This is a genomic window from Streptomyces sp. NPDC018029 (genome assembly GCF_044327655.1).
Taxonomy (GTDB): domain Bacteria; phylum Actinomycetota; class Actinomycetes; order Streptomycetales; family Streptomycetaceae; genus Streptomyces.
Genome location: NZ_JBIRFV010000001.1, coordinates 988,010 through 1,001,475, shown reverse-complemented (window position 1 = coordinate 1,001,475; position 13,466 = coordinate 988,010). Strand labels below are relative to the sequence as shown.

General features: G+C 73.9%; 7 protein-coding genes. 1 reads left to right on the top strand and 6 read right to left on the bottom strand.

Features of this window, described 5'->3' with window-relative positions:
• The first annotated feature begins 31 nt into the window (after nucleotides 1-31).
• A complete protein-coding gene (locus ACH4D5_RS04400) occupies nucleotides 32-2,131 on the top strand; it encodes a CDP-glycerol glycerophosphotransferase family protein (RefSeq protein WP_398298369.1) in 2,100 nt (699 codons plus the stop codon).
• Here ACH4D5_RS04400 and ACH4D5_RS04395 read toward each other — a convergent pair.
• From ACH4D5_RS04395 to ACH4D5_RS04370, 6 genes are all read right to left on the bottom strand, one after another.
• Nucleotides 2,119-4,935: a stealth conserved region 3 domain-containing protein gene (locus tag ACH4D5_RS04395; RefSeq protein WP_398298367.1), complete on the bottom strand. Its 2,817-nt coding sequence runs from the start codon at nucleotides 4,933-4,935 to the stop codon at nucleotides 2,119-2,121. The two genes, ACH4D5_RS04400 and ACH4D5_RS04395, sit on opposite strands and share 13 nt — an antisense overlap.
• Entirely contained in the window at nucleotides 4,932-6,086 is a 1,155-nt protein-coding gene (locus ACH4D5_RS04390) for a hypothetical protein (protein WP_398298365.1), read from the bottom strand. Before ACH4D5_RS04390 ends, ACH4D5_RS04395 begins: the two co-directional genes overlap by 4 nt.
• A gap of 103 nt (nucleotides 6,087-6,189) precedes the next feature.
• Complete coding sequence (locus tag ACH4D5_RS04385; RefSeq protein WP_398298363.1) at nucleotides 6,190-7,077, bottom strand: carbohydrate ABC transporter permease; 888 nt, start codon at nucleotides 7,075-7,077, stop codon at nucleotides 6,190-6,192.
• A complete protein-coding gene (locus tag ACH4D5_RS04380; RefSeq protein ID WP_398298361.1) occupies nucleotides 7,074-8,420 on the bottom strand; it encodes a carbohydrate ABC transporter permease in 1,347 nt (448 codons plus the stop codon). The genes ACH4D5_RS04385 and ACH4D5_RS04380 overlap by 4 nt, the downstream gene beginning before the upstream one ends.
• A gap of 4 nt (nucleotides 8,421-8,424) precedes the next feature.
• A complete protein-coding gene (locus ACH4D5_RS04375) occupies nucleotides 8,425-9,816 on the bottom strand; it encodes an ABC transporter substrate-binding protein (protein ID WP_398298359.1) in 1,392 nt (463 codons plus the stop codon).
• A gap of 192 nt (nucleotides 9,817-10,008) precedes the next feature.
• Nucleotides 10,009-13,380, bottom strand: a complete 3,372-nt coding sequence (locus tag ACH4D5_RS04370) for an FHA domain-containing protein (RefSeq protein WP_398298357.1) — start codon at nucleotides 13,378-13,380, stop codon at nucleotides 10,009-10,011.
• Nucleotides 13,381-13,466 lie beyond the last annotated feature (86 nt).

Genomic DNA, 13,466 nt, shown 5'->3' with positions numbered 1-13,466 from the left:
GGCGGTGCCCGGCTGACTACGGTCGGTGCCCATGACGCGCTTCTCGGTAGTCGTCCCCGTCCACCGCGTCCAGGGCTACCTGCGCGCGTGCCTGGAGTCGGTGCTCACCCAGTCCTACGGCGACCTCGAACTGATCGTCGTCGACGACGCGTCCCCCGACGCCTCGGCCGCGATCGCCGCGGAGTACGCGGAGCGCGACCCGCGCACGCAACTCGTCCGCGTCCCCGACAGGACGGGCACGGGCCCCGCCCGCAACACCGGCGCCGACCGCGCCACCGGCGACCACCTCCTCTTCCTCGACGGCGACGACCTGCTGCTCCCCGGCGCCCTCGCGGCCGTCGACGCCGCACTCACCGCGGCCGACGACCCCCATGTCCTGCTCTGCGCCCACGACCGCGTCGACTGGTGGGAGCACGTCCGCCCCGGCGGCGACGACCTCACGGGCGACCCCCTCGCCGTCACCCCCGCCGCCTGGAACCGCGTCTTCCGGCGCGACTTCTGGCGTGCGGAGCGGCTCGCGTTCTCTGCGGGCGCCTACGAGGACGTGGTGCCGGTGCACACCGCGACCCTCCGCGCGGGCGACCGCGTCGCCGTACTCGACCGGCCCTGCGTGCGCTGGCGCGAGCGGCGCGCGGGCAGCTTCACCAAGACGCCGGGCCGCGCCCACTTCGCCGTCGTCGGACGGTACGAGCAGCTGCTCGCGGCCGCAGGACCCGAGGAGCGCGCCCGGCTCCTGCCGCACGCCGCCGCCCACCTGCTCGCCGTCCTCGACGACCCCGGACGGATCCGGCAGGCCGACCGGCGCGACTTCTTCCGCGAGGCGTCCCGCGTCCACCGGGCCTACGCGCCCGCGGGCACCGCGCCCCGCACCCCCGAGGGCAAGGCCCTCGCCGCCGCCTCCTTCACCGCCTACGAAGGCCTGCGCAAGGCCGAGACGCGGCGGCTGCGCGTCACCCGCAGGCTGACGCGGCAGAAGAAGAAGCTGCGGGCCCGCGCCATGCGCGCCGCCTACCGCGCTGACCTGCGCCGCCCCCTCGACCCGCACCTCGCGGTCTACGGCGCCTACTGGAACCGCGGCGTCTCCTGCAACCCGGCCGCCATCCACGCCAAGGCACGCGAACTCGCCCCGCACGTCCGGGGCGTGTGGGTGGTCTCAAGCCGCAACAAGCACCGGGTGCCACCCGGTGTCGAGTACGTCATCGAAGGCTCCCGGCGCTACTGGCAGACGATGGCCACGGCGACGTACCTCGTGAACAACTCCAGCTTTCCCGGCGGCTTCACCAAACGCCCCGGCCAGGTCTACCTCCAGACCCACCACGGCACCCCGCTGAAGACGATGGGCCTCGACCAGCGCCGCTACCCTGCGGGCACGCACGGCATCAGCTTCCAGAAGGTTCTCGACCACACCGACCAGTGGGACTACAGCCTCTCCTCGAACCCGCACTCCACGGAGATCTGGGAGCGCGTCTACCCCTCCGTCGCCTACCAGCCCCTGGAGGCGGGCTATCCGCGCAACGACGTCTACTTCACCGCGGGGGAGGATGAAGTGGGGCGGATTCGGGCGCAGTTGGGTGTCGACGACGGGCGGACCGTGCTGCTGTACGCGCCCACCCACCGCGACTACCAGAAGGGCTTCCTGCCCCGCCTCGACCTGCGCCGCTTCGCCGAGACGCTCGGCCCGTCGTACGTCGTGCTCGTGCGCGCCCACTACTTCTACGGCGCCGACGCCGGCCTGGAGAACCACCCACAGCTCATCGACGCCACCGGGCACCCGCACGTCGAGGAGCTGTGCCTGGCCGCCGACGCCCTCGTCACCGACTACTCGTCCTTGATGTTCGACTACGCCTGCCTGAACCGCCCCATCGTCACGTACGCCCCCGACTGGCAGGCCTACCGCCTCGCCCGCGGCACCTACTTCGACCTGCTCTCCGGACGCCCCGGCGAGACACCGGGCGCCGTGGCCACCACCGAGGACGAGCTGGCAGGGCTCTTCCGGTACGGGGGCTGGGACACGGCGGAGACGACGGCGCTGCGGACGGCGTTCCGGGAACGCTTCTGCCCCTACGACGACGGCAGGGCCGCCGAACGCGTGGTCCGGCGGCTCTTCCTCGCCGGGGCTCAGAGCTCGTAGGGCGAGCGCACCGGGAAGTACGCCGTCAGGAACGACCGGATGGCGAGCGCCATCTCCTCGTCCGTGACCCCGCCGTCCGGGGACTCCCCGATGCAGAACGCCGTCCTGTCGCGGTTCTGCAGCAGCCGCCCGAGCCGCGCGTGGTCGGCGCGGTCGCCGATGTCCACGAAGTCGTACGAGATGCCGGCGGGCACCGCGCGCCCGGTCAGGTAGGCGTAGTGGTGGTGCAGCGACGAGACGAGCGAGAAGTCGTCGCGGCAGCGGAACCGGCTGCGGGCCGTGGCCGCCAGCTGCTCGGGGAAGCGCTCGGTGATCTCCGCGAGGACGCTGCGGCGCAGCGCGTACGGCACGTGGAAGAAGGTGTGCGTCGTCGTCCTGCCGAACTCGCGGCGCAGCAGCTCCCGGTTGTTCTTCGCCGCCGCCAGATAGCCCTCGTCGCCGGGTGCGACCGGCAGCGCGGGCACGGACGCCGACGACCAGAAGAAGCGGGCGAGGCCGTTGCTGAGGAAGAAGGTGTCCGGGTTGGTGGGGCGACCCAGGAACATGTCGTCGTTGAAGTAGAGGAAGTGCTCCGACAGGCCTTCGATGCGGTGCAGTTGGGACTCGATGGAGTGCGAGTTGAAGGTCGGCAGGCACGCCTCGGGGTCGGCGAAAAGATCGCGGTGGTCGACGACCGTCAGGCCCGGCTGGTCCCGGTCGAGCCAGGGCGGGACCTGTCCGGCCGTGACGAGGTACACGTGCCGGATCCACGGCGCGTACATCGCGAGGGAGCGCAGGCTGAAGCGGAGCTCGTCGCGGTTGCGGAAGCGCACCGCGCCGTTGTCGGCCGACGTGTCGCCGCCGCCGAGCGTCGCGTCGCGCAGGGCGCGCCACTCGGGGTCCGAGTCGTCGACCCAGGTGTAGACCGCGTCGATGGGGAAGTCGACGTCCTTGACGAGGAGTTCGGTGAACACGTCCAGGGTCGGATACGCGCGGCCGGCCACGCGCAGCGTCGCCGTGGGCGTGAGCGAGGGCAGCTCGGCGCCCGCCAGCGTCGCACCGAACGGGGCCCGGAAGGAGCCGTCGGGGGTCCGCGTCCAGAACCCCACCGTGCAGGCGAGCCCCGCGCCGTGCCGCAGCGACAGCGTGGTCGTGGTGACCGGCTTGAACAGCTTGACGCCCGCCAGCTCGCCGATGGTGTCGAGGCGCTCGGCGAGCACGGTGCCGGGCGCCGCGTCGCGCGGGTTGACCAGCTCGGCGTAGACGGGCTGCCCGCGCAGCGCACCGGCGAGCGCCTTCAGCGCGCGGCCCCGGTCGTCCTCCGCCACGGCCAGGGTGTGGGCGGCGCCGTTGGTGGTGCGGACGAGGACGTACGGGACGTTCTGCGCCTCCAGGGCGTCCGCGGCGAGCTCCAGGTTCCAGTCGGCCATGTGGGGCGCGAGCACGTCGTCGCGCCGCTCGGCGAGGCGGCCCACCGAGCGGATGACGCGGCCCGTGGTGTCGGCGGCGCGGATCTCCTCCTCGCGGGCGTGCTCGTCGGCGGCGGCCGCGGCGTCGAAGGTGTGCGGGGCGGTGGGCCGGAAGCCGCTGCCGCCGGACGCCACACCGAGCGCCACCCGGTCCGCGCGCCCGCGCAGCCGCTCCGGCCGGTCGCGCCCCGCGACGAGCCGCGTGTACAGCTCCTCCCAGCGCGCGGTGACGTCCGCGGAGGAGAACCGCGCGTAGACACCCTCGCGGGCCGCCTGGGCGTAGGCGTGCCGCTTCTCGTCGTCCGCCATCAACTCGCCCATGGCGACAGCGAGTTCGTCGACCTCACCGGGCGGCACGAGCAGCCCGTCGACGCGGTGCCGCACGATCTCGGCGGGCCCCGTCAGCACGTCGTACGCGACCACAGGCACCCCGGCGGCGAGCGCTTCGAGGAGCACGAGCGGGAACGCCTCGTTGTGCCCCGCCGTCATCAGGCTCAGCCCGGCCTTGGCCCACTCGGCCGCCATGTCCTGGCAGGGCCCGAGGAGCTCCACCCGGTCGTGCAGCCCGAACCCGTCGACCAGGCGGCGCAGCTGCCGCTCGCGGTGGCCGCCGCCGAAGATCCGCAGCGTCCACTCCGGGTGCGCGTCGGCGACCTGCGCGAACGCCCGGACGGCGTGGTCGACCCGCTTCTCGCCGGTCAGCCGCGCCGCCATCACGATGACCTTGCCCTCGCCGTCCGCGCGCGGCCGGAAGCCGTCGGGCACGGCGTTCGGGATGACGGCCAGCTCGGGGGCGGTGGCGCCCAGGGACTCCGCGATCCAGTCGCGGGTGCGCTCGGTGAGCGTGACCAGCGCGTCCAGGCGCGGCGCGTGCAGCAGCAGCGGTTCGCCGGACGGGCCGCGGCGCTGGGTGGGGCGGTGCTCCTGGTGCACGGTGACGACCCGCGCGGGCACGAGCGCCACGGCGGCGGCGAGGAGCGCGGGCGTCGTGGTGACCAGCACGTCGGTATCGATCGCGCCGAGCGCGGCGGTCATCTCGACGTCCGAGAGGCGGTCGAAGGCGTCCTCCCAGGCGGGCCGGATCAGCTCGCTGGGCAGCGCGGCGAGCGTCCGGCACGCGGCATCGTCCAACCCCGTCTCCCGCACCGGGCGTTCGGGCGTCACGGTGCGGTCCACGAGGTGACGCACGGGCAGGTCGCGCGCCTCGGCGAAGAACGGTTCGGCGCGGGTCCGGAAGACGGAGACGACCTCGACCTCGATGCCGGGGCGCTCCGCGAGGTGCCGGGCCTGGGTGTACGTGGCGAGCTCGGTGCCGCCCATCTCGTCGCCCCAGCCGAGCAGGTACGTGATCTTCATGTGGTCTCCTCCGCGAACTCGCGTGTGCCGTCGGGCTCGGGTGCGGCGGACTCCGTCGCGGCTGCCGGCTCCGTCACGGCGGTGGGCTCCGGTGGTCCGGCGGGCTTCCGGGTGGCCTCGGTGGTGATGTCCCGGCACGTCACCGCGAAGGCGCCGGTCCTGGTGAAGTGGGCGTGCGCCCGGACGAGCGCGCCGTCCGGCAGCGCGAAGACGCGGAAGGGGGTGGGGTAGGCGGTGGACGGGTCGCGCACGTCGGTCAGCCACCGGCCGAGGGGCAGCGGCCCCACCCGGAAGTCCCACACCCACTGCCCGGCACCCGCCCCGGCCATCGCGCCGAGCGGCACGCGCAGCGTGAAGGCGGTCTCCTCGGTGTTCTCCTGCCAGGACACCTCCGCCGGTACGACGACGCCGTCCCGCCGCCGCACGGCCTCGGCCCGGAGCTTCTGGGGCAGGCCCCGGTTCCCCGCCACGAGCCTCCCGTGCACCGTGATCCCGTCCCCGGCCGGCACGAACCGCACCAGCTCCGCCCGCACCCGCGACCGCGTCGCCTGCAACACCGCCCGCCCGCTACGGGCCCTGACGATCCGGACGAGGGTGCCGGTCAGGGGGTCGGGGGCGTGAGGCACGGTGGGCGTGGCGGGCGGCGCTTCCGGCCGTGTGGCGGGCGTCGCGGGTGGGGGATTCGGCGGTGTGGTGGGGGTGCCCGTCTCGGCGGGTGCGAGACCGTACCGCCGTACGCGGCCGTCGGCGCCCCGCGCCTCGACGGTGAGCCGCCACACGCCGTCCCCCAAGCCGCGCAGGGTCGCCGTGGCCGTCAGCAGGGGCATCCCGCCGGTACGCGTCTCCCGGACGAGCGGCACGACGAGCCTGCGCGGCCCCCGCGAGATCACCAGCCGCGCGCTGCCCGCCCCGTCGAGGGGGCCGAGGACGGTTTCCGCACCGAGCGCGAGATTGAGGGTCCGGCTGTCGCGCAGCGAAAGGTGCACGGGCGCCAGCAGCGGGGTCCCGGGCCCGGGCCCGGGCCCACGTCCCCGCCCCGCCGCCGCCCGCTCCAGGCGGAAGCGGGTGGTCCGCGCGGTGGCGAGCAGGCGTCGTACGAGAGCAGCGGGTGGTCCGGGACGTCGGCGCGGCCTCAAGCTCAAGTGGTACATCTGTCCACTCTGACCGCATATGTTCGGAACCTCGCGCGCAGCTACGCCATTCTCGCGGGGGCCGGACGGGTCATGCCCTGCCCCCGACCCGGCCCTCGCCCCCTTACTTCACCGCCCCCGCCATCACGCCGGAAACGAACTGCCGCTGGAACGCGAAGAAGACGGCCAGCGGAATCACCATCGAGATGAACGCGCCCGGCGCCAGGATCTGCACGTTGTCGCCGAAGAACCGCACCTGCTGCTGGAGCGCCACCGTGATCGGCGGGTTCTGCGAGTCCGCGAAGATCAGCGCGATCAGCATGTCGTTCCAGACCCAGAGGAACTGGAAGATGCCGAGCGAGGCGATCGCGGGCGCCCCGAGCGGCATCACGACCCGCAGGAACAGCCGCATCTCGCCCGCGCCGTCGAGCCGGGCCGCCTCCAGGAGTTCGCGCGGGATCTCCGCGAAGAAGTTCCGCAGCAGGAAGATCGCGAACGGCAGGCCGAACGCGACATGGAAGAGGATCACGCCGATCGTCGTCTCGAAGATGCCGATCTCGCCGAACAGCTTGGAGACCGGCAGGAGCGCCACCTGCACCGGGACGACGAGCAGCCCCACCACGCCGATGAACCACCAGTCGCGCCCCGGGAAGTCCATCCACGCGAAGGCGTATCCGGCGAGCGCCCCGATCACCACGACGAGCAGCGTCGCCGGCACGGTGATCATGACGCTGGCCAGGATCGAGTCGGTGATCGTGTCGTCTTCCAGGAGGTTGGAATAGTTGTCCAGCGTCAGCTGCGAGGGCGCGCCGAAGACCTTCCACCAGCCGCTCTCGCTCATGTCGGCGGGCGTCCGCAGCGAGCCGATCAGCAGCCCGACCGCCGGCACCAGCCAGAACAGGCCGACCAGCACGAGGAACACGCGCAGCGCGGTGCCGCCGAGCGCCGAGGCGACGCGGGCGCCCACGGACTGCTTGGCCTTGACGGTCACGGTCTCGGTCTGCGTCGTCACCGCTGCGCCTCCCGCCTCATGCGCCGGATATTGAACAGCATCACGGGAATCACGAGCAGGAAGAGCAGGACGGCGATCGCGCTCGCCACGCCCGCGTCCCGGTCGCCGAAGGCCGAGTTGTACAGCTGGACCGCGAGCACGTTCGCCTCGTCCTTCGACGAGCCCGGCGGGATCACGAAGACCAGGTCGAAGATCTTCAGTACGTTGATCATCAGCGTGACGAGGACCACCGCGAGGACCGGGGCGAGCAGCGGCACCGTCACCCGGCGGAAGACCTGCCACTCGTTGGCGCCGTCCACGCGCGCCGCCTCCAGGAGTTCACGCGGCACGCTCGCGAGGCCCGCGGCGATCAGGACCATCGCGAAGCCCGCCCACATCCACAGGTAGGAGCCGATGATCGCGGGCGTGATCAGGCTCGGGCCGAGCCAGTCCACGCCGTTGTACGCCTCGCGGAAGTTCGACGCGGGGTAGCGGAGTTGGGCGCCGTCGGCCTCCTTGGGGAGGGCGAAGGTGCCGTCCGCGGCCGCCTCCGTGGACGCCACGACCTCACCGTCCTTGACGGCCTCGATCTTGATGCCCGCGTAGCCGAACTCCGAGGAGTCGGGGGCGTTCGGCTCGCCCCGGCCCTTGCCGCGCGTGAAGTCCTGCCAGGCCGTACCGGTGACCCGGTCCGGGTCGGCCCGCGCCGGCTCCGCGGCCTTCGCGTCGTCCGGCATCTCGTTCGGCGGCACACCCGTCAGCGGCAGCACCACCGGCTTGCCCGCCTCGACCGGCTCCTTCGTGATGAAGGCGCCGCCGCCCGCCGACTTGAGGGGCGAGTTCATGCTCGGATGCGCCTGCGGGAACGCCGACGCCTCGGTAAACGTGTCGTGCACGCTCACCGCCACCGCGTTGGCCACGCCCCGGTCGGGATCGGACTCGTACACGAGCCGGAAGATGATGCCCGCGGCCAGCATGGAGATCGCCATCGGCATGAAGATGACGAGCTTGAACGCCGTGCCCCAGCGGACCCGTTCGGTCAGCACGGCGAAGATCAGGCCGAGCGCCGTCGCCACGGTCGGCGCCACCACCAGCCAGATCGCGTTGTTCTTGATGGCGGTCACGATGCTGTCGTCGGTGAACAGCGTCTCGTAGTTGCCGAACGCCGTGAAGTCGCCCGACTTGTCGAAGAAGCTGCGGAACAGCGAGTACCCGATGGGGTAGAGGACGAGCGCGCCGAGCAGCACCAGGGCGGGCAGCAGGAACAGCACCGCCACGGTCTTCCGGGTGCCGGTCACGCTCTTGCGCGAGGTCGGGGCCGGGGGCACCACCTGCGGGGTGCCCTCGGCGTTCGCGGACGCCACCGCGTCAGTCCTTGTAGGCCTTGGCTGCGGCCGTCTCCAGGACCTTCTGCGTGCCGGCGACGTCCTCCGGGTTCTTCAGGAAGTCCTGCAGCGCCTTCCACTCGCCCTTGCCCGGCGTACCGCCGAAGGACTGCGGGGCCTGGTCGGACATGTCGAAGCGGATGTCGTCACCGGCCTCGATCAGCGCCTTGGCGATGTTCCGCTGCACGTCGTTCGGGTACGCGGACATGTCCAGGTTCTTGTTCGGCGAGATGAAGCCGCCGGCCTCCGCCCAGATCTTCGCCGCGTCCGGCGAGCCCAGGAACGTCAGGAGCGCCTGCGCGCCCTTGCTGTCCTTCAGCGCGACCGCGGCGTCACCGCCGACCACGGCGGGGGACTCGTCACCGACCGCCGGGAAGGGGAACACCTTGGCGTCCTTCCCCACCTCGGCCTTGGTCTCCGAGATGGCGAGGGACACCATGTCGCCCTCGAAGACCATGCCCGCCTTCGGCTGGTCGCCGCCCCGGAAGGTCTGCTTCACGGACGCGGGGAACTCGGTCTGCAGCGCGCCGTCCGCGCCGCCCGCCACGAAGCCCTTCTTCCCGAACAGCTCACCGAGGGTGGTCAGCGCGTCCTTGACGGACGGGTCCGTCCACTTGATCTCGTGCCGGGCGAGCTGGTCGTACTTCTCCGGGCCCGCCTGCGAGAGGTAGATGTTCTCGAACCAGTCGGTGAGCGTCCACGCCTCGGCGCCCGCCACCGACACCGGCGGCACACCGGAGTCGTACACGGTCTGGGAGGTCTCCATGAACTCGTCCCAGGTCTTGGGCGGCTTGACGCCCGCGTTCTCGAAGACGAGCGTGTTGTACCAGATCAGGGACTTGTTGGCCGCCTTGAAGTACACGCCGTACTGCTTGCCGTCGACGGCTCCCAGGTCCTGCCATCCCTTGGCGTAGTTCTTGTCGAGCTGCTTCTGGGCCTCGGGCCCGACCGGCTTGGCCCACTTGTTCGCCACGGCCTGCTCGATCGCGCCGACCTGCGGCAGCATCGCGACGTCCGGCGGCGCCCCGCCCGCCACCTTCGACTCCAGGAAGCTGATGATGGGGTCCTGCGCGGGCACGAAGGAGACCTTGGCGCCCGTCCGCTTCTCGAACTCGTCAAGGACCTTCAGGAACACCTTGCGCTCCGCGCCGCCCCATACGGCGGCCACGGAGACGTTCTCCCCGTCCAGTTTCGGCAGTCGGAGCGCGCTCCCCGTTTGCTTGTCGCCGCCGGAGCCCTTGTCACCGTCATCGCTGTCGTCACCGCCGCACGCGGTGACGGTGAGAGCGAGCGCGCTCGCGACGACGGCGGAGGCGATCCTGGCGGTGGTACGCCGATGTAGCGGTGCCCTGCGTGTACGAAGAGTGCTGCGCATCACTGCCCCGTTCTCTTCCCTGGCGAGTCCCGTGCGGTCTGGTCTACGCCCGCGCGGGGAGGGGCGGCAAGATGGCCTGCGCTGTCAACTCGCTGATCGTAATGGCGTTGTGACGTGGCGTCATGAGGTTTAGGAGCGGTGTTCCCTCACCACCAGGGACTTGCTCCCCTTACCCCCAGGGACTTGCTTCCCTCACAGCAGGGACGGCACCTGGTCCGCCGAGACGGACCGTGCGGCCCGCTCCAGCGCACTGGCCAGCAGGGCCAGATCCGTCGGTCCGTTCCCCAGCTCGCGCACGGGCCGCCGGGCCGGCGGGTCACCCATCCGCTCCCACTCCAGAGGGACCACCGTGGGCCGCAGCGTCGCCGTACGGGGAATCCGGCCCGTCACCCGGCCCGCCTGGAAGGCCGTGGCCCGCCCGTCCGGGGAGCGGAGCTCGCCCCGCCCCGGCGCGGGCTCCTCCGGCCCCGAAGCGACCGCGTCGAGGACCACCCGCAGGGACGCCCGCTGCCCGAGCTCCGTCTCCGGCATCCGCTCACTGCGGCCCGTGGTCGCCACGAGATGCACCCCGAGCCGCTCACCGTCCCGCGCCACGGCCTCCAGCGCGCGGACCACCGAACCGGCGGCGGGCCGCCCGGGGGAGCCGAGGGCGGGGGAGAGCAGCGCGTCGAAGTCGTCGACGAGGACGACGAGCCGGGGGAGCGGCGGCCCCGGCTCCACCCGCTGCCGCGCCGCGGCGGGCCGCAGCCGCATCGTGGCGCTGGGCGGCGGATCGAGGTCGCCGTCGAGCCCCTGCGCCACTCCGGAAGCCGCCGCCGAGGCCGAGGCGGCGGAGGCGGAGGGGGCACCGGCGGAGGCCGTGGCCGCGGAGGACTGCGAGCGCTGCGTGACCATCCGCCCCGACACCTCCCGCTGCGTGTGCCACTCCGTGAAGCCGAGCCTGCCGAGCAGCTCGGCCCTGCGCTTCAGCTCGGCGGCCAGGGACTGGGCGAACTCCCGCATGCGGACCGGGTCGTTGGCCACGAGGTGCGTGGTGACGTGCGGCAGGTCCGTACAGACACCGAGCCCCGTCCCCTGCCGTCCCGTGGCGCCGCCCGCGCCGACGCCGTCCCGCCCGTCGACGAGCACGATGCCGAGCCGGTCGGGGCGCTCCGCGGCGGCCAGCGAGGCGGCGACGGAGCGCAGCAGCTCCGTACGACCGCTGCCCGCGGGGCCCTCCACGAGCAGATGCGGCCCGTCGGCGGCGAGGTCCGCGACGACGGGCCCGCGCGGCCCCGCGCCGAGCACCGCCACGGCGCGCCCGCCGAGCGCCTCGGGGTCGTCGGCCGCCGCCGCCCACCGCGCCATCAGGGAAGCGGGGGTGGCCCTGGCGAGCCCCAGCTCGTCGAGCAGCCGGGCCGCCTGGGGCAGCGGCGCGGACACGCGCGCGTGGCCCTCACCGGCCGTGCCGTCCGAGCGCAGCGGCGCGAGCGCCCGCGCGAACCGCTCGGCCCAGGCCGCCGACACGGCGTCCACCGCGGCGACGGTGCCGTGCCCCGCGGGGCGGCCGCCCGCCGTCCGCATCAGCCGCAGCGCGGTCGCCACGTCACCGCTGAGCAGCGCGGCGGCACCGCAGGCGCGGAAGGCCGGCGTCACCGCGCAGGCGGCTTCGTACGTGTCGAGGACCGGGGACGCGGGGGAGGCCGCCACCGTCTCGGCGAGGCACACGACGTGGATCCCGGCGCGCGCTCCCTCGTCGGCGAGCCGGACGGTGGCCTCGCGCAGCGCGGCGGACCCGGGGTCGCCGTCGACGACGACGACCGTGCGGGCACCGGCCGCCACGCCGTCCGTGCCGTACGCGCCGCCGTCGGCGATGCGGTCGTCGAGGCGCCGGACCAGCTCGTCCGTGCGGGCGGCCGCCTGGTCGCGGTCGTAGGCGAGGAGGAGGCGGCAGTCCTGGCCGTGGGTGGGCCGCAGGTGGGGCAGCCAGCCGAGCCAGGCCCACTCGGCGGTGCGCTCGGCCGTGGGGCGCGCCCGGTCCGTGCTGATCAGCACGATCTCCAGGGAGTCGGGCGAGTGCAGCGCGGCGAGCTGGGCGACGACCGCCCTGGCCAGGCCGGCCAGCCGGTCCCTCGGCCCGGCGAGGCCCAGCGAGCCCGCCTCCCGCAGGCCGACCGTGACGGGCACGGCGGGCAGCAGCTCGTCGCGCCCGTCGGCGCCGGGCAGGATCCGGTCGACCGTGCCGAGCCGCACCGCGAGCGCCTCGGGGTGGTCAGGGCCGCGCTCCCAGAGGCGGGGGCCGGGGCCGAGCGCGGTGAGCAGCAGGGTGGCGGGATCGGGCCACGATTCGGGCGTACGGGCGGCGGCCGTTATGGCGAGGTCCTCCGGGGAGAGCTCCAGGGGTCCGCCGGTGCCGCCCCGGCCGCCGTCGGCGTACGGCTCGTGGCGGCCGTCGTGGTCCTCGTACTCCTCGGGGCCGTGCGGGCCGTCGTACACGTCGTACCCCTCCGGGGTGCGGCCGCCGTCCCGGCCTCCGGTGAGCCGGCGGGCCCAGGCGGAGAGGCCGCCGCGCCTGCGCACGGCGCGCGGCAGGGTCGTCCCGCGCGCGGGGGTGCCGGTGGTGCTGCCGGGGGCCCCGGTGGTCCCGGTGCCGGTCCGCTCGGCGTCGGGCATGCCGCCCTGCTGCGGCACGACGGGGGTGTCGGCGCCGGTGGGGCCTGCGTGGGTCCCGTGCGAGCCGTACGCGGCCGTCGGCCGGTTCTCGTACGTTCCCCGTGTGCCGTACGCCCCTTCAGGGCCGACACCGGTGCCGGCCGCGGCGCCCCAGCCCGCCGAGCCGTACGCGTGGTGGGTGGCGGCGGGGGTGGGGGACGGCTCTCCGAGGGTGGGCGGCGGGGCCGCGGCGGGGCGCACGCGCACGTGGCCCTCGCCGTCCGGGGCCGTGGCGAGCACGCCGCTCACGCCGGGCACCGGGCCGCCCCTGCCGTCCGTCAGGCGGAGCGCGGACTCGCCGATGCGGAGCAGGGAGCCGGGGGAGAGCCGGACCGGGCGGTCGGTGATCTCCCTGCCGTCCACCGCCGTGCCGTTCGTGGAGTGCAGGTCCGCGACCGTGACGCGGCCGTCCGGGTCGAGCGTGACCGCGCAGTGCAGCCGGGAGACGTCCGGGTCGTCCAGCGGCACGTCGGCCTCCGCGGAGCGGCCCACGCGGATCTGGCCGCCGTGCAGCAGGTGGACGCCGCCCGCGTCCGGTCCCGCCACGACGTGCAACTGGGCGGCCGCGCCGGACAGTTCGGGACCCGGCTCGGCGGGGGCGCCCAGCGAGAGCACCGCGCCGTCGATCAAGGGGGGCTCGCCGAGCGTGCAGCGCTGGGCGTCGAGGCGGTCCGGGCCCGCGAACAGCACGAGGGGCGCCTCGCTGCCCGCCACGGCCGTGGCGAGACCGGAGACCACCGCGGCGAGCGCGGTCCCCGCGGGGGCGGTGACCAGGACGTCACAGGCACCTTGGGCCCCGGTCGCCGTCGCGGGGCGGCCTTGCTGCTCGGTCTGGCCGCTGCGCGGCCCGAGGACGGTCAGCCGGATCTGCATCGCCGTCAGCGGTCCCTTCTGCGCTGGGCGCCCGGCACGGGGACACGCGCTGTGATTCCCCCCACCGCACACGGGCACGTCGGCCA

Bases quoted from the DNA above. Each gene is read 5' to 3' on its own strand.
- ACH4D5_RS04370 (WP_398298357.1), bottom strand. From the start codon at position 13,380: ATGCAGATCCGGCTGACCGTCCTCGGGCCGCGCAGCGGCCAGACCGAG.
- ACH4D5_RS04390 (WP_398298365.1), bottom strand. From the start codon at position 6,086: ATGTACCACTTGAGCTTGAGGCCGCGCCGACGTCCCGGACCACCCGCT.
- ACH4D5_RS04400 (WP_398298369.1), top strand. From the start codon at position 32: ATGACGCGCTTCTCGGTAGTCGTCCCCGTCCACCGCGTCCAGGGCTAC.
- ACH4D5_RS04375 (WP_398298359.1), bottom strand. From the start codon at position 9,816: ATGCGCAGCACTCTTCGTACACGCAGGGCACCGCTACATCGGCGTACC.
- ACH4D5_RS04395 (WP_398298367.1), bottom strand. From the start codon at position 4,935: ATGAAGATCACGTACCTGCTCGGCTGGGGCGACGAGATGGGCGGCACC.